The following is an 18,228-nucleotide window of genomic DNA, read 5'->3' on the forward strand; positions in this document are numbered from 1 at the left end:
AATTTAGAACGGTATTACAACTTTAAAAGTAGTCCCTTTATTTTCTTTCGTTTCGCAAACAATTATTCCGTTATGAAGCTCTACGAATTCCTTTGCGATCACAAGACCAAGCCCCGTTCCTTGTATATGATTGGTATTACTCCCTCTAAAAAATGAATCAAATAATTGAGAGAACTCAGAAAGCGGTATACCAATTCCTCTATCTATTACTTCTATTAATAACCCTTCTTCTGAAGTAGAAACTTGAACTTGCACCTCTTCTTCAGAATATTTTATTGCATTGGTAAGTAAGTTATCTAAAACATGTTCCATCAAGTTAACATCTAACCAAACCTCTTTTTGAGTTAAATCAAATGCTATTTTTATCTTCCTTTCAGTAGATGATCTTCTTTTAAATTCACTAACATAGTCACTTATAAAGAGAAATGTATCAACTTTAATTGGTTTAAAGGGTGTTTTACCTGCTTCAATCTTACCTAATTGAAGAACTTCGTCCATTAAAATTGTCAAACGAGTTGATTCTGAACGCATTCTATCCATAAATCTATTCATTCTATCATCTGAGGGTACATTCTCTTTTTTTAAGGTTAATTCCATTAAATCTAGATTTGTAAGAATTGTAGCTAGAGGTGTTTTAAATTCATGCGAAGCCATAGAAATAAACTTTGAACGCATTTCGTTTAATTCTTTTTCTCGCTCAAGGTTCTTTCTTAATTCTGATTCAATTTTCTTCTGACCTACCATATTCCTTATTATCATAAAATATAAAATATGATCTGAAATTGATAAGCGTGTTAAACTAACTTCAGAAGGGAAGTCTTCATTTGATTTACTTTTAAACAACCATTCAAAACGTAATTCTTCTTGTAAATCACAGGTTTCTTTCATACTCTTAAAAAGAGCTAAAGAATCTCCTCCTTTTGGTTGATTTCGGGGAGAGTTTTGTTCAATCCATTTATAAAATAATACTGTATCGCAACGCCCAAAAAGCTGTTCTACCTTTTCATTATAAATTGAAATTTTCAATCCTTCATCCAATAAAAAGTAAGCATCTGATGATTTATCAAAAATTGTTTTAAATTTTTCTCTTTTAAGAGCTAGTTCGCTATTGTTAATTGTCAATAGGTTTTCTAAATCAACATTTAATTTTGATAGCTTCTCTTCTTCTTTTTTTGCTTTTGTAGAATCCTTCAAAAGACAAATAATATTACCTTGAAAATTTTGTATGACTTTGAGTTCAAAAAAACATCCATTTAAGAAATAATCAAAATGACTCTTATTTCTAAAAGCTCCCTTTTTAAAAAGAGTTTTAAAGTCTGAAGGCAATGGGTGGTGTTTACCTATTTCAAGAGTGTCCCCAATTTGAATAAGCTTTTGATTCTCTTCTAGTCGACTAGGGTAATGAACATCTAAAACAGTATAATTCTTATCGAGTACTACCACAATCTGGTAGACTAGGTCTATTACTTGATGAGCATAGATAGCTCCAAGTCTTTCTTGTTCAGACCTTTTTACTATACTAAAATATAGACGTATTCCTAAAACAGCAATTACTCCAATTAACAGTAACTTCAACCAAACTAATGGTGTAAAAAGTAATCCTATTAATAAAAGGGTACAGCTAATTATAAAAACTTTAAGTATATAGCGTTTTTGATTTTTGGGGTTAAGCATTACAATAGAATTTTACAGACTATTCTAATTTAACCATTTAAGATGATAAATACTTTATTATTTCACCTTAGATCTATGAAATTTAGAAAACTTAGCCTCCATAAATTTCACAGCTTCTTGATAATAGGTCATATCTCTATTAGAAATAAGTATCGGCTGACCCGTTTTAGTATAAATAGTTAATATATTAAATAGTTTTTTTCCAACTTGTCGTTGTCTTACTTCCCAAAAAAGTAAATACTGAGATAAATCAATTGTTACTTTTGCCCCTATTCTTAGAGGGTAATCTTGTGTTACGGTCTTTGTTTTAAAGCTTACTACTTTATAGGCAAACATTAAACGCACTATCATCATTATTAAAATGAAAGCCAAACTCACTAAAAATAATAACTTATACCATTCAAAGCCGCCTACTTCAATCCATCTTACAGTACCTACTGTAATTAATAATAGAATAAATAAAAATACACCAAGTGCCATAAATGCGGGCACCTTTGGTTTACAAACTATCGCTTTAGAATTTCTATTTTTTTGCATTGGATATTAATTCACTAAAATAATTACCGCAGAAACAAAAGCCCCTCCTGTTAAAAAGAAGTTCCAATCTCTTTGATTCAATAAAGTAAACTTCATTACAAAATTATTAATTAAAAGGCATGTCACTACAATTAATAACTGACCAAGTTCTAAACCTAAATTAAAAGCTAATAGTGGTTCCCATATTGACGACTCCGACCCCAGTAACGCTTTAAGGTAATTAGAAAAACCTAAACCGTGTATTAAACCAAAAAAAACAGCTTCTACATAATATTTTTTATATGTCTTTGTATGCTTAATGTATGATGGTCTATTACCCGTTGTGAGTTTACTCACTCCAAAAAAGTTAGAAATACATACCAATAGAATTGTAATAGGTATTAAGTTTTCTACTAATTCGGGGTTAATTGATAGTATACCTAATGTCGATAAACCAAGAGTTATAGTATGCCCTAATGTAAATGCGGTTACTAACCAAACAACTTGCTTAAAGTTCTTATAACTAAAAGTAGCCATAAGTGCTAAAATGAACAATATATGATCATATCCTTGAACATCTGTAATATGTTGTAATCCGATTTCTAAATACACCCAAAATGAGGACATGCTTCTTAGTAGTTTAATGTAATTCGTTTATTTTTTAGTCAGTATTCAAAATTCTAAAAGAAAGATGAACTGATATAGTTTACACTTTGCAAATATAATGCAGTTTTCACGATCTTAATAACCATTATATTTATATCATTTCTCAATATATTCAAATAACATGCTGTAGACTATTATTTTTATTGATTAAATGAAAGATATACACTTAAATATGTTTTTTCTAAATGATTTGAATATTTTTGAGGGAATTCCAATTTGAAAAATAATGAAACGCCACATATATATTTTATTCTTCTTGTTTTGTATAGTTTCACAAACTTTATATGCACAAGATTCATGGGAGAAAATAAAGGAAAATAAAAAAGGAACTGTTACTGTCTATTACATTCAGAATAAACCTTTTGTTTACTCTTTACATACTGGCGGAATGGCCGGTATAGAGTATGAAATGTTTTCTGAAATGATTCATCAGAAAAGAAAAGAACTGAAGGCTATTATAAATATAAAATGGGTCCCCCTTTCTAGTTGGGATAATATGTACAAAAAAATATCTGACGGAGGAGAAGGTATTTTTGGCATATCTGGTATTACTATTACCGATGAGCGTAAAAAAGATATTGATTATTTACCAGCTTACATGCCTGACATTGAAATTATAATTTCTTCGGCAAACGTTCCCATTTTTCAAACTAAAGATAATTTTAATGCAGCTATACAATCATTAAGAGCTGTTACAATTAAAAATTCAACTTTTGAGAGGAATATAATAAAGTTAAAACACGCTGATCTTCCTGCTTTAGAATATGAATATTTAGATACTTCAGAAGATTTAATAAATGAAATTGCTAATGGTCAAGATTTATGGGGTTTTACTCAATTATCTAACTATGCCTACGCACTTTCTAAAGGATTAATGTTACACAGACAGGTTTTTTATCAAACAGAAAATGATGGACTCGCTATAATTCTACCAAAAGATTCTAGCTGGAAAACTCCTTTATCTGTTTTCTTTAAAACTAAAGAGTTCAAACCATACATTAATGCACTAATCAGAAAATATTTAGGAGATAAAGTAACAGATCTTATTTGGGATATTTCTAACAGAAATTCTGAAATGATTGATACGTTAAAAACACAACAAAGAGAAATCGGCTTACTAAATATTGAATCAGAAATTAGACTCTTAAGACTTACACAAAAAGAACTAGAAATATCTCAGCAGAACACGATTAGAAATATTCTAGTTATTAGTTTATCACTTACTTTATTATTAGTTGTTGCATTATTTCATTTTAATAATCTAGTAAAACGGTCTAACCAACAACTAGAACATCAAAACCAAGAAATTGACCTACAATCTAAATCACTTAAAAAAGCCTACAAAGATTTAGAACTTCTTAGTGGAATTGGTAGAGATGTTACCGCTAAACTAACCTTAGAAGATATTATTACAACAGCCTACAAGAGCATTAATAAATTAATTGACACACCTATCTTCGGTATTGGGATATTTAACGAGCAAGAAAATGCTCTTGAATTTCCGTTTATTTATGAAAACGATATTGAGATAAAAGGACAATCATATGATTTAAATGATAAAATGAGATTAGCTGTAATGGCTTTTGACCAACGTAAGGAGTTCTTTATTCAACACTTTAGCAACGACCATAGGAACTATGTTAAAGAGGTGCTACAGCCCATTGCTGGTCAAGATGCAGAATCTATTATTTATATTCCCTTGGTTGCAAAACACAAGAAACCTATTGGGGTTTTTACTGTTCAATCTTTCGAGATAAATGCCTTCGACAGCTACAAATTAAACTTACTTAGAAACTTGGCAATCTATATCCGTATAGCATTACAAAATTCTGGTACGTACACTAATTTAAATTCTAAATCGAAGAAATTACAGAAAGCAAATAATCATATTCTAGAGCAAAAGGAACTTATTGAAGAAAAAAATCATGATTTAGAGAATGCTAATAATGAAAAGAACCATTTATTAGGTATTGTTGCTCATGACCTTCGCAACCCACTTTCGAGTTCTATCTCTCTATTAAGTATGTTAGATACAAACAATTCTGCTTTAGACGAAGATGAAAAAATGTGTATTAGTGGCTCTCTAAGTGCAATGTATAGAATGAACAAAATGATAGAAGAAATTCTTGATGCTAGAGTATCAGAAAACAAAGTTGAAGTAGAGAAAGAAAAAGCAATGAAAGATATTTTCTCGTCTTCTGACGTAGTAGATGTTATTGTAAATGAATTTACAGGAATTGCAGATAGAAAGAATATTACATTGATTTATAATATGATTTCTGATGGTTTAGTTGAGGTAAATAAACAACATTTTACACAGGTTATAGAAAACCTAATTTCGAATGCAATCAAATTTTCTGATCAAAATACAATTGTATCTACCTCTGTCGAAAAAAATAAAGATTACATTCAAATTAAAGTAACTGATCAAGGACCTGGCTTTAGTGACGAAGACAAAAAGAACCTCTTTAAGAAATATCAGAAGCTCTCTGCCAAACCTACTGCAGGAGAAAAATCTACAGGGTTAGGTCTATCAATTGTAAAGAAATACATTACAGAGATGGGAGGCACCATAGAATGTATAAGTAGTCAGGGTAATGGGAGTACGTTTATTGTAGCGGTTCCTAATTTATAAAAAAAGACATCCGGTTAGGAATGTCTCTTTTCTTTTATCGCTTTTATTCGATCTCCAAAACTTATTTCAGTAAAATCGACTTCATTATTTTTTATTGTATTCAGGTAATCAAAAACTTCTGGCTGATGTTCTGTACTTTTTCCATTTTTAGGATTAATGTATTTCATCGTAGACCAAAGCACTGTTTTCAATTCCTTTTTAGCATCATCTAACATGTAATACTCAACTACAATAGTATTTGCATCTACATGAATAATACTTGATTTTATTCGTACCCACTCACCTACTGCTGCAGGTCTTAAATAAGATATCTGATGATTATAGATAACCCAACCTGTACCATACTCTTTATAAACATCTGCAATATTGTAACCATATAATTGTGGTACTCTATCCTCTCTTGCATTAAAGAAGTAATCAAAGTACTTTGCATTATTTAAATGTCTAAAGGGATCACAATCCTGAAAACGGATTATAACTCTTGACTCTGTTTCTTGTGGGTAACTTTTCTGCTTATCGTGATAAAAAGGCATTAGGTATATTTTTTATTGAAATCTATCGTTTCTATCAATCCATGAGTTACGTCTCTCCCATTTAAGGTCTTGCAACATAGCTGCTTTAACCGCAATCGTAATATTATAAGATTGACGAGGACCAAAAGGAATCCAGTTTGCAGTTAACTGCCAACAGTGTAAATCTCTTGTAATGTCGAATGATGTATATGAAAAAGCTGCTTCTTTAAAATCATAACCAGATCTAAACGCAAATTTCCATTTTGGTGTTAAAGAAAGGTCTCCAGAAAAAGTAAGCGTTTGTGTAAATGTAGATTCCATCTCACCAGTTTTATTATAATTTAAATTATAATTTACTGAAAGTGACCATGGAATATCAAAGTCCATATACAAATCAGGATTTCTCCTCATCTCTTCTAACATTTGTCTCTCTAACTCATTACGTGGTTCTAGTTCATTTAGTTTCTTTTCCTTTTTATCTTTTGCTCCTTTTGGTGCTAATCTTGTACCCAATGATACCGTCATATTACTCAAATTGGCTAAACCACCACCAGTTTCATTTAATGTGTATTGTGATTTATATTGACTAGTTACTACCTCTTTCTTTAAAGTTTCATCGTATTTAGTATCTGTTACTACATAGCGGTAAGGATCCCAACGAGAACTTACAGATACATCTATTTTCTTTAATAATGTTGTTCTAAAGCCTGCAGAAACATCTGACCAGTTTAAAGAATCTCGCTCAAAATCATAACCAGAACTTACATTTAAGTTATTAAGAAGCATTGTTTTCGTTGCTTTACCATCTTCTCCCTTTTTACCGCTTTTTAATTCAAGAACATTATTTACAGCAAAACTCAAGTTACTACTCCTTCCTGCAGAAGGCTTACCCACTAAACCTCCTTCGGATCTAAATACATTTGTACCTTGTGGATTTGTATTAGATGTTTGAACCATTTGGTAATAATCATAATTAGGGTCACCAAAGTCTGGTCTAAAACTCATAGATGCCGAAGGTTGGATGGTATGACGAATAATTGACCCACCTTTCATGTTATAAAACATAAACATGTTAGTGTTAAAACCAATTGCAGTACTGTATTCAGAATAACGAGTCATTGCATTAGTAGTATCCACTTTGACTGCATTTTCAGATTCCAAATACGTATAATCATAACTTACAGGATGCCAATACTCTTTGTAATTAAAACTAGGAGAGAATGTAAAGTATTTTAGCACCTTCATTTGTGTACTAATTGGAATATCATGTGTCACCCCCCATCTAAAATCATCTTGATAATCACCAAAATTTGCCAATAAATCTGGATACTTACCCGTTTCAGGATCAATACCATCATCAACAGAGTTATCCGCTCCGTACACATTAGGAAAAGGAAGTTTACCTGAACCTGGTTTGTTAGTTACAGATCCATTTGCTTTTACACTATAGGTTAAACCAATTTCTGATATTAAATTTGATTTTTTAAATAAGTTTTGGAATGGTCTAACTCTTTGCATGTTCAAACTGGCTTCAGGCGTTAAAGTTGCCTCACCTGTTTGAACGTTTTGTTGGTATCTTGTTTGTGCTGTTGTAGACACATTTACGTTACCTAAATTAAATGAGTTACTATAACTAACAGATGAGTTCATTGATGATTGTAGATAATCATTGGCATCTTGAGAGTTATTTCTATTATAATCTGAGTTAGCAATATTTACATTTGCAGAAAATCTTGAATTCTTTTTGCTTTCTTGGGAGTGCGACCATTGAATTTGATAATCTTTTCGTACTGTTAACGTACCATCATTCTCTTGAAATAAGTTATTCACAAAAGAGAATCTAGTATTACCACTAAATGCATATCTTTTACGGTATTGAGAAGATACATTTAATCCCCATCCACCAAGTGTATAAGCAGTACCTAAAACCGTTAAATTAAAATAATCTGTTAAGGCTAAAAACACACCACCATCTCTTAAATAGAAACCACGGTCTGTAGACTCTCCATACGATGGCATAATAAAACCTGATGTATTATCTGTCGTTGCTGGAAATATCCCGAAAAAGAAACCTAATGGTAAAGGTGATTCGTTTAGCTCTACTAAAAATGGTCCCGAAACAATATTTTTTTCTGGAACAACCTTTAATTTCTTGGTTCTAAATCCAAAGTGAGGATGCTCTAACCTACAAGTAGTATAAACATTATCGCCCATATACATTTCTGGGCCAGCAGTTTTCTTTACTACCTGAGAAGTAATTATACCATCACTTTCTTCTGTTACAATACCTTTAATTAAACCTTTACCAGTCTCGTAATTATAAATCATTTCATTCGCATTGAATGTAGATTCACCATCTTTAAAAATTGGTTTTTCGATGATTGTACCTGTTGAATCTTCTATACCTTGAGCTTTAACAATTTTTGTCACAAAATTCATCTGTATATCTCCTGCTTTCAGGGTTTGTTCTCCAAACTCTACTTCAGCATTCTCCTTCATATACATTGTTTGTGTCCTCATCTCAAAATTAGACCAATCTGAAGTATACTTTACTGGTGAATCAAATTGATCTACTGGAGCAGAAATATCCTCCCCTGTTTTCCACATGTCTAATGTTTCTATAACATCTTCAGAAGGCAGGTCGTAATCACTGTAATCCATCATAATGTCATCTAAATCATCAAACACTCCAGATTTTTTAGCTTCTTCCCATTCTGCAGGATCATCAGACTTCAAGGCAGAGTTTAACTGATTCATCCTTCCGACAATTTCAGGGTCACTCATATCTACACGGATTTGCTGTAAATCACGGTCACCTCTAAAAAGTATCGAATCAGAGAATGCATGTAATGCGTCCGCATAATTAGTCAATAACTCATTTTTTGCACTTGAATTTAACAAACGCAGAGTTTTTGTCAATTGCCTAGCCGCTTGTCTACTTTGAGCGGTATCATTTTCTATCTTAAAATATGCAATTTCGCCTTTTAAATTAGTATCAGCTTTAACTGCATTCGACGTAAACATCGAAAGAAATAAAAAAGCAATAACACTATACAATAAGTTTTGCAAAAAATTAAGTTTAATAGTATTCAAAAAAGTATAGATCATTTATCAGATGATATTAAAACATCACGTTATACAAATTTAATGTAATATTTTTAGTCTTCAAGGTCAAAAGTTGAAAGAAATATAGATTAAATGATATTCTTTGATAAATTTGAGATGTCGAAATACAGCTGCAAGCTACATTAGAAGAAAAAGAATTCAAATCAAATACTAATATTGTGTCCAATTTTAAAATTGAATTATCAAATGAAGTCAAGGTCGGATTATTTGCAATCGTCTGTGGCATTGTACTTTATACCGGTTTTAATTTCCTAAAAGGAATAGATGTTTTTTCTGACCATCATACCTATTTTATTGAATATGATAAAAGCCCAGACCTACAGGTCTCTAATAATGTCACTATAAATGGTGTTATAGTTGGAAGAGTTTCTGCAATCGAACTTTTACAAAATCAAAATAATGTTGTTCGTGTAACTATTGATCTTAAAGATAATATACTAATTTATACCGAAACTATAGCTTTTATTGCTGATAAAGGAATGTTAGGAGATAAACAAATTATCTTAAAAACAGAAAATAAAACAACAATTGCAGAACCTAATGCAACACTAAAAGGAGATATTGAAGATGGTTTATTTGCATCTTTGGCTACTAAAGCAGATCCTTTAATGAAATCTTTGGAACAAACTTTAGATTCTGTTCAAATGGTTTTAGCTGGTTTTAGAGGTACAGGTGAGCGTGTAAATCAGATGCTTGATAAGACGAACTCTATAATGAGTAAAGTTGATAAAGGGGGGATAGATCAAACTTTATACAATGTAAAAGTGATGACAGCAAACTTAAAGGATGCTTCTGCAGAACTTACTCCTTTGTTAGCAAAAATGGATCACTTAGCTGATTCACTAAACAATGCTCCTTTAACACAAACGGTAAAGAATGCACAAGATGTTTTGGCTAACGCAAATAGAACTCTTAATGCTATCAACGATCCAAATGGATCTGTTGGAGCGCTTCTTACCCAAAGAGAAATGCATGATCAATTAGTAAGTACTATGGCAAGTATGGATAGTTTACTAATTGACTTTAAAGCACACCCTAAGAGGTATGTACACTTCTCGGTATTTGGTAAAAAAGACAAAGCCCCAAAGGAAGACAAGAAAAAGTAACAACTAATACTATAAACGTAAAAAATAATGATTACAGGTAGTGAATTAATTACACTGGTTAGAGATAATGATTTCTTTAATGAAATGACAAAACTTAAGAAAGATTTTCTGAAAATCGATCCTAATTTCATGGACTTAAGTGATGATGACTTTATTTCTATTATTCTTATTTCTCCTTCAATTGGTATTACTCTAGCAAATGGCAGTGTAAGTCATTATGAAGAAATTACCTTGCGCAGGAAAGCTAGAAAATTATCGAGAAGAAGCTTTTTTCAGAAAAATGATCCTTTAGCTCCTGCCTTAAAATATCTATCGTATAACTTTTCAGAGTGGGAACATCGTTTTTATGAGTTGATTAAAATTACTATGCACTCATCTTTGAAGGCTAATAATGTAATTTTAGAAACACTTAAAAACCCAGAGTCGTTAACTGGAGACCTTAAAAGAGATATTCTTAATGCTCCATTTATTTTTGTAAAATTCATTTCATTCCTATTTATGGAAGAAGATGATGATCTACTAAATGAAAGATCTATTACTGAAGTAGAATTGGATAAGATTAAAGAAATTGGTAGCGTATTAGAAATTGATAATGTACCAGTATTTCAAGTATTCTGCGACTCGTTCGTAGTCCGTCCTGGAAACGTAGTATAAAAAATTAAATACTTTTTACAATGCGGATAATAGTAATGTTATCCGCATTTTTTATTTTTGCATTATGAGTACAACAGCACTACAAATATTGAACGACTTCGATCTAAGAAGAACTGCTAGCAGAATTAGCATCTTAAACATTTTTATGGGTACAAAAATTGCCTTAAGCGAAAATGTTATCGAAGAGCAATTGGTTGGTATTTGTGATCGTGCAACTATTTACAGAACATTAAAGACTTTTATCGAAAAGGGTATTTTACATCGGGTAATTGATGAAAATAGCTTGGTTAAGTATGCAATGTGTAATTCAGATTTTTGTACGGAGTCTCACCACAGACATGAACATGTACATTTTAAATGTCAAACATGTGGTGACACAGAGTGTATGGACGACCTCCCAATTCATCCTGTAACCCTTCCAGAAGGATATACTGCTTTAGAAACTAACTACTTGATTGTTGGTACATGTAAAAAATGTAATCAATAATTTTTCTCCCTCACGCAACCTTCTATATTTATCCCTGTCTTTTAAAGTGAATTAGATATTATCACAATGACAGCAATACTCGATAAATGTAAAGAAGGTGATCGAAAAGCACAATTCGAATTGTATAATCAATATTCGAAGGCAATGTATAACATCTGTGTACGGATTGTAAACAATCTAGAAGAAGCAGAAGATATTTTGCAAGAATCATTTTTAAGTGCTTTTAAAAACCTTCATCAATTTAATGGTTCTTCTTCTTTTGGAGCATGGTTAAAAAGAATAGTAGTAAATCACTCTATTAATCATGTCAAAAAAAGAAGATTAGATTTGGTAGAAATGGAAGAGAATAATATGTCTAGTATTCCTGAAAAGGAAGAGAAAGACATTGATCTTATTCTAAATATAGACCGTATAAGAGAAGCTATACAGTTACTACCAGATGGCTACCGTATTGTTTTTTCATTGTATCTACTTGAGGGGTATGATCATAGAGAAATTTCTCAGATACTTTCAATTTCAGAATCTGCATCAAAATCTCAATACAGCAGAGCTAAGAAAAAATTGAAAGACATTTTACAAGTTTCTCTATAAAAGCAGTGATTATGGACAAATTAGAACGATTTATATTAGAGAATAAGGATAAGTTAGATTGCTTATTTCCTTCAGTAAATACAAAAAATAGATTTAAAGAAGTTTTAGATGATAATCTTGAGCGTGAAATATTACGTCAGAAAACAGCTCTAGACTTCCATGAACCAAAAGATAATGTTTGGGTTAAAATTGCTTCAGAGTTAGATAAAGAGAATAATTCTTCTATTAAGATAGAACAGCTTTCAAACCAATCATTTGATAAATATGAAGCACCTTCTTTTTTATGGAATAAAATTGAAGATCAATTAGATAAAGAAGAAAATAAAGCACCAACAAAAGCTCCTAAAGAAATTAAATTTAGAATTTCTAAACAATGGATTTCTGTTGCAGCAGCTATAATTATTGGCATAGGTATTGGTTGGTTTGGAAGTAATAATTCGATACAAACAATTTCGGAAAAACCAGCTTCAGAATGGCAACAAGCCGAAGGTTATTACATGTCTATGATATCTAATAAAAGAAGGCAAATTAAGGCACTTGACTTTAAAGATGCACAACTACTTCAAGACTTTGACAACCAGCTTAAGGGTTTAAAAAAGAGCTATAAGAGATTGAAAATTGAAGAAAAGACAAGTAGCCAACAAGAAGTAATTAAACACCAGATGCTTATTAATTTAGAGCTACAAGTTGAATTACTAAACAAACAAATGGAAATTATTATTAGTACAACCAAAGAAGAAATAAAAGATGAAAAGCCGCAACATTATTCAACATAGTCTAATCGCCTTTTTAGTTATTTTTTCTAACTGGGCATTTGCACAACAACCTAATGCTGATAAAACAATAGAAAAAACATTTAGTGATATAAATTCGTCAACTGTTTTATCTATAAATAATAAATACGGCGATATTAATGTTTCCACATCAAAAGATCAGAAAACTGTAGATGTGAAAATTGTTATTGAGGTATGGCATCCTAATCAAAGTAAAGCAGAAGATATTCTATCAACAATAAAAATTCAGGATAGTTCTAGTGATAATCTGATTTCTTTTACCACTATTACACCAAGTTCTGTTTCTATTAATAATAAAAAAGGGTTCAAAATTACTTACAATGTAAATGCCCCAGAGAATATTAATTTAGATATCGAGAATAAATACGGAAGTTTAGTTACTGAATCTATTAGTGGAAGTGGGAAATTTAATATCAGTTATGGTTCTCTAATAGCGAATGAATTAAATGGAAACTCAAATTCTATTACTATTAGTTATAGTAGCTGTGAAATTGATTTTATTGAAAATGCAGAGATTCGCTCAAGATATTTAGGGAAGCTATTAATTGGGCAAGTAAATACACTAGAAATAGATGACAAATATGGGAACATCAACATCGGTACAGCTGGTGATTTAGTGGCAGATTGCGCATATTCTAATCTTAACGTAGATATTTTAAGAGGCGTCTTACAAGCAGAAGCAGATTATGGTTCTGTAAAAATTAATAAAGTAGCAACCAGTTTTAAAAAAATAGATATTGATGTCTCGTATGGTTCTGCAAAAATAGATTTTGATCCAGAAGTTAGTTTTAAATTTAATGCAGCTGTTAAATACGGAAGTTTTAAATCTAATTTAGATGGTCTATCAATTAATAAGCAAATAGAAAAAAACACATCTGCCGAATATAGTGGTTTCAATAAAGATGCATCTACTAGCAAAACTGTAAACGTGGAATCTGCTTATGGAAGTATAAAATTTAATTAATCATTTTTTTTTCAATAAAGATGACCTCCTTTTTTAAAAATTGGGGGTCTTTCTTTTTATCCTGCTATATTTGGGGCAAAATTATATTTTTTAGCAAAAAAATGATCTTAACAAGAAAATTAATCTACCTGTTATCAGTCAATTACAAACTTTCATCGGTTTTAGAAAAAATTTCCTTTTTAAATAAGAGATCACAAATCTAGATTTGCAGTTATGTTGAGTAAGAAAATATTAATCACTTGTGCAATTTTAGGTACTTTATCCTTCTCTTGTAGTAAGTTTTCGAGAATATCTAAGAGTAGAGACATCAATGAAAAATACGATGCCGCTCTTAATTATTACGACAATAAACAGTTTTATAAAGCATCAGTTCTTTTTGAAGATATTATGGGTGCTTTTGTTGGTGCAGCTGAATACGAAAAAATTCAGTTTTACTATGCATATAGTCAATATGAGCAACAACAATATTTAATTGCGTCTCATCACTTTAAAAGTTTCTTCGAAACATATAATCGAAGTCCTTTTGCAGAAGAAGCACTATTTATGAATGGGTATTCTCTCTATAAAGATACACCCGATTATAACTTAGACCAGTCTGGAACAGATGCTGCTATTGAAGAATTACAAAACTTCATTAACAGATACCCTACTAGTCAGTATGCTGAACAGTGTGATGATCTTATTAATGAACTAAGAGCTCGTTTGGAATTAAAAGCTTTTGAGGTATCTAAACAGTACTCTCATTTAAGATATTATAAAGCCGCTGCAATTGCATACGAAAACTTCATGAAAGATTATCCAGACTCTGATTACAAGCCTGAGGCAATGTACAAGAGAATGGAAGCTGAATATGAGTTGGCAAAAATGTCTGTTTTCAGTAAGCAAGAAGAAAGATACAATGATGCCTTAAAAACTTTTAAGAAGTTTGGGGAACGTTACTCTGAAAGTAGTGCTTATGAAGATGCTAAAAAACTTAAAGTTAGTGTCGACAAAGACTTAAAGAAACATATGCAGAAGAAAGCTGCATGGGAAAAAGAAAAAGCCAAAATCGAAGCTGAAGCTAAAGCAGGTAAAATCTCAAAAGAAGAAGCAGAGAAATTGGAAAAAGAAGGTCCTAAAGAAGGGCGTAGATCTAAAAGAAAAAGAGGAAAGAACTTGGAGCAAATTCAAGATCAAAAAAATGACGAATAATACAGTCTAATTCCACAAAAGGCGAATCAGTTTTAAATTGATTCGCCTTTTTTATTGATTATGAATCTAAAAAACGACATATTTAGTCAATAAAAAATACTAATATATTTGTGAGTATTATTTTTTAAATAGAATTTTAATAATTTCTAATCAAATGCTTAATTCAAAATTCAGCCAATTTATTACGTTGGCATCACTAGCTTCTCTATTAATTGGATGTGCAACTAATTTTGGACAAAAATCAAAACTTCATAAAACAGAAAATATACTTTCTTTAGATGGCGAAGCTGTAACTAAAGAAAACTTTGTTTACCTCTATGATAAAAATTACAGTAACGACAGTGCTTTTTATTCCAAGGAAAGTGTTGATGATTACTTAGATTTATTTATCAATTTCAAATTAAAAGTAGCCGAAGCAATCACTTTGGGTTATGACTCCCTTCCTGCATTTCAGAATGAATACAAAATGTATATTCATCAATTGGAAGAGCCTTATTTAACTGAATCAGTTTTTAATGACAGTCTTGTAAAAGAAGCATACAATCGTCAAAAAGTTGAGGTTAGAGCTTCTCATATTCTTATTACAACAAAAAAAGATGCGAGTCCAGAAGATACTTTAAAAGCGTATACTACTGCCGTTGCTTTACTTGAAGAAATAAAAGCAGGAAAAGACTTTGAAGAGGTTGCTTTTGCATCCTCACAAGATCCTTCTGCAAAACAAAATAAAGGAGATTTAGGTTATTTTACATCCCTACAAATGGTATATCCTTTTGAAGATGCTGCGTTTAAAGCAAAAATTGGAGATGTAGTCGGTCCTATAAGAACAGACTTTGGTTATCATTTAATTTATGTAAAAGATAAAAGAGAACGATATGGTACTTTACAGGTACAGCATATCATGATTAAATCTACGAAAAAAGACAAAGCTGAAAATCAAGAAATTGCTCAAAGAAAAATTAACGCTATCTATGATAGCTTACAGCATGGTGGCGATTGGACTACAATGTGTAGTAATTTTTCTGATGATAAACGTTCTTCTTCTAAAGAGGGTATTTTGCCTCCTGTTAGTGAAGTTCGTTTCCCTAAAGAATTTATGGAGGGCGTATATTCTTTGGATTCTATTGGAAGTATTTCTAACCCTGTTCGTACCGATTTTGGATGGCATATTATCAGGTTATATCAAAAGAAGCCTGTAATGGAATACGAGATACTCTACCCTACTCTAGTTAAGAAAGTAAAGAAAGACAGTCGTTCTTCTACAAGCCGCCAACATTTCATTCAAAAACTTAAAACCGACAATGAATATACTATTAATGAAGAAAATAAGACACTTGCTTTTTCTTTAATAGACTCTACAAGGTTAATTGGAGAATGGAAGATTCCTGAAGACTTGTCGGTAAAGAACAAGAAGAAAGTAATTTTCACATTGGCTACTAGAAAAGTTACTGCAAATGATTTCTTTGAATATATTTCTACTACACAGAAAACTTCGAAGAATAAAGATCTTAATAACCTATTAAATAGTGATTTTGATTCATTTTCTGATATCATTTTACTAGACGAAGAGAAAAAGAATCTTGCTGATAAATACCCTGAATACAAACATCTTGCTCAAGAATATAAAGATGGCTTGTTATTATTTAGAGTAATGGAAGACTGTGTTTGGAACAAAGCATCTTCTGATATTACAGCATTAAAAACTTACCACAACCTGCATAGAAAAGATTACATGTGGGATACTAGAGCAAATGTTGAAGTATATAATACAGGAAGTAAAGATTTAGAGAATGAAACATTACTAATGTTAGATTCTGGCTACTTTAGAGTTTTCCCTACAGAAGTCTCTACTATTAATTATAAACGAAATAGTTCTTATCTGTACAAAAGCAGAATTAAAGATCTTCAAAAAGTTGCTGATGTTTTAAATACTGAGATTAACCTATTTATTGTTATTAATGTTGAGTATGACAAAAAAGAAGGAAGTATTTTAAGAAAAAAGAGATTTAATAACATCAAAAATCAATTGGTTAAAAAAGGTGTAAATGTAAATAGGATTAAAGCTCATTTTGAGAAAGGAGTTAATGGCGTAGTTGATTTAAAATACTTCACTACTGAATTTACTAAATTTATCACTACTAAAAACTCTGAAAACAATTTAGCTATTCAATATACTGATGGAATTTTCACTGAAAACTCGCTTCCTCATGAGGAAAATATAGAGATGAAAGTAGGCAGATATATTTTTGAAGAGAACAATCGTTTTATCATTGTAAATGTAAAAGAAATTCTACCTAAAGCTCCTAAAACATTTAGCGAGTCTAAAGGTAATGTGATAGCAGATTATCAAGAACATTTAGAAAAGGAATGGGTAAAAAGTTTACATACAAAACATCAGGTTGTAGTAGACTCTACTGTTTTGCAATCTTTATATATTCAAGATAAAACTTTATAAGAAATACATATTAAAGATATATTAACTGCATGAATATGAACTCTAGGTAAACTAAATGCAAGTATATCTTTACAGATGCTATGTTTTCTTTGAAGAGTCATAATATGAATATAACTTGTAGACAAACATAACAGATCATCATTTTATCATAGAACTTTAGCATGGCTTCAGAAATAGAAAGAAAAATCTTAGTTGTAGACGATGAACCAGATATTGTAGAAATATTGGGTTATAATCTTAAGAAAGAAGGCTATCAAGTAAAAACTGCCAACGATGGTAAACAAGCCGTAGAAGTTGCGAAAGAGTTCCATCCTGAGTTAATCATTTTAGATATAATGATGCCTGTAATGGATGGTGTTGAAGCATGCAGACAAATAAAAGAAAATCCAGATTTATCTGAAGCACATATTATTTTCTTAACGGCAAGAGCAGAAGAATACTCTGAAGTTGCCGCTTTTGACGTTGGTGCAGACGATTACATCGTTAAGCCAGTTAAGCCAAGAGCATTAATGAAAAGAATTGAATCGATTTTCAAAAGAAAAAGTAAATCGTCTTCAGCTAAAAAAGATATTATAAATATTGGTAAGTTTTCAATCGACAAATCTAGTTATACTTTATATGTTGATGGCGAACCTAAAACGTTACCTAAAAAAGAATTTGAACTACTCTATTTCTTAGCAGAAAGTCCTAATAAAGTTTTTAATAGAGATGATCTATTGAGAAACATTTGGGGAGCAGATGTATATGTTCTTGCTAGAACTGTAGATGTACATATTCGTAGAGTTAGAGAAAAAATTGGTGATGGTTACATCAAAACTGTAAAAGGTGTTGGTTATAAGTTTGAAGCTTAAACTAACTTT

General features: G+C 31.0%; 15 protein-coding genes. 10 read left to right on the forward strand and 5 right to left on the reverse strand.

Annotated features, from left to right (window positions below):
* Positions 1–3: 3 nt before the first annotated feature.
* From EI427_RS09695 to EI427_RS09705, 3 genes are all read right to left on the reverse strand, one after another.
* Positions 4–1,575 carry a PAS domain-containing sensor histidine kinase gene (locus tag EI427_RS09695; RefSeq protein ID WP_170178438.1) on the reverse strand — a complete coding sequence of 524 codons (1,572 nt, stop codon included), beginning with the start codon at positions 1,573–1,575 and terminating at the stop codon, positions 4–6.
* A gap of 156 nt (positions 1,576–1,731) precedes the next feature.
* Positions 1,732–2,211: a hypothetical protein gene (locus tag EI427_RS09700; protein WP_126614071.1), complete on the reverse strand. Its 480-nt coding sequence runs from the start codon at positions 2,209–2,211 to the stop codon at positions 1,732–1,734.
* 6 nt (positions 2,212–2,217) lie between these two features.
* Positions 2,218–2,817, reverse strand: coding sequence for a HupE/UreJ family protein (locus EI427_RS09705; RefSeq protein ID WP_126614073.1), 600 nt, complete (start codon positions 2,815–2,817; stop codon positions 2,218–2,220).
* A gap of 265 nt (positions 2,818–3,082) precedes the next feature.
* On the opposite strand from EI427_RS09705, the gene EI427_RS09710 reads away from it, so the two are divergent.
* Positions 3,083–5,491 (forward strand): ATP-binding protein, encoded by a 2,409-nt coding sequence (locus tag EI427_RS09710; RefSeq protein ID WP_126614075.1) that lies wholly within the window; start codon positions 3,083–3,085, stop codon positions 5,489–5,491.
* A gap of 14 nt (positions 5,492–5,505) precedes the next feature.
* On the opposite strand, the gene EI427_RS09715 is transcribed toward EI427_RS09710, so the two are convergent.
* Together EI427_RS09715 and EI427_RS09720 are read right to left on the reverse strand one after the other, a co-directional pair.
* Positions 5,506–6,024, reverse strand: a complete 519-nt coding sequence (locus EI427_RS09715) for an acyl-CoA thioesterase (RefSeq protein ID WP_126614077.1) — start codon at positions 6,022–6,024, stop codon at positions 5,506–5,508.
* A gap of 12 nt (positions 6,025–6,036) precedes the next feature.
* Entirely contained in the window at positions 6,037–9,072 is a 3,036-nt protein-coding gene (locus EI427_RS09720) for a putative LPS assembly protein LptD (RefSeq protein WP_126614079.1), read from the reverse strand.
* Positions 9,073–9,287: 215 nt separating this feature from the next.
* Between EI427_RS09720 and EI427_RS09725 the strand changes: the two genes are divergently transcribed.
* From EI427_RS09725 to EI427_RS09765, 9 genes are all read left to right on the forward strand, one after another.
* The gene (locus EI427_RS09725; RefSeq protein ID WP_170178439.1) at positions 9,288–10,235 is read left to right on the forward strand and encodes an MlaD family protein; all 948 of its coding nucleotides are present in this window, start codon (positions 9,288–9,290) and stop codon (positions 10,233–10,235) included.
* Between the two features lie 27 nt (positions 10,236–10,262).
* Positions 10,263–10,889: a hypothetical protein gene (locus EI427_RS09730; protein ID WP_126614083.1), complete on the forward strand. Its 627-nt coding sequence runs from the start codon at positions 10,263–10,265 to the stop codon at positions 10,887–10,889.
* A 64-nt stretch (positions 10,890–10,953) separates the two neighbouring features.
* Positions 10,954–11,376: a Fur family transcriptional regulator gene (locus EI427_RS09735; protein WP_126614085.1), complete on the forward strand. Its 423-nt coding sequence runs from the start codon at positions 10,954–10,956 to the stop codon at positions 11,374–11,376.
* A 66-nt stretch (positions 11,377–11,442) separates the two neighbouring features.
* Positions 11,443–11,967: an RNA polymerase sigma factor gene (locus EI427_RS09740; RefSeq protein ID WP_126614087.1), complete on the forward strand. Its 525-nt coding sequence runs from the start codon at positions 11,443–11,445 to the stop codon at positions 11,965–11,967.
* An 11-nt stretch (positions 11,968–11,978) separates the two neighbouring features.
* Complete coding sequence (locus tag EI427_RS09745; RefSeq protein WP_126614089.1) at positions 11,979–12,743, forward strand: hypothetical protein; 765 nt, start codon at positions 11,979–11,981, stop codon at positions 12,741–12,743.
* Positions 12,715–13,725, forward strand: a complete 1,011-nt coding sequence (locus EI427_RS09750; protein WP_126614091.1) for a DUF4097 family beta strand repeat-containing protein — start codon at positions 12,715–12,717, stop codon at positions 13,723–13,725. The genes EI427_RS09745 and EI427_RS09750 overlap by 29 nt, the downstream gene beginning before the upstream one ends.
* 213 nt (positions 13,726–13,938) lie before the next feature.
* Positions 13,939–14,916, forward strand: coding sequence for an outer membrane protein assembly factor BamD (locus EI427_RS09755; RefSeq protein ID WP_126614093.1), 978 nt, complete (start codon positions 13,939–13,941; stop codon positions 14,914–14,916).
* 154 nt (positions 14,917–15,070) lie between these two features.
* The gene (locus EI427_RS09760) at positions 15,071–17,368 is read left to right on the forward strand and encodes a peptidylprolyl isomerase (protein WP_126614095.1); all 2,298 of its coding nucleotides are present in this window, start codon (positions 15,071–15,073) and stop codon (positions 17,366–17,368) included.
* Positions 17,369–17,529: 161 nt separating this feature from the next.
* On the forward strand, positions 17,530–18,219 hold the full coding sequence (locus EI427_RS09765; RefSeq protein ID WP_126614097.1) for a response regulator transcription factor: 690 nt from the start codon (positions 17,530–17,532) through the stop codon (positions 18,217–18,219).
* Positions 18,220–18,228: the final 9 nt, after the last annotated feature.

The organism is Flammeovirga pectinis, from assembly GCF_003970675.1.
GTDB classification, from domain to species: Bacteria; Bacteroidota; Bacteroidia; order Cytophagales; family Flammeovirgaceae; genus Flammeovirga; species Flammeovirga pectinis.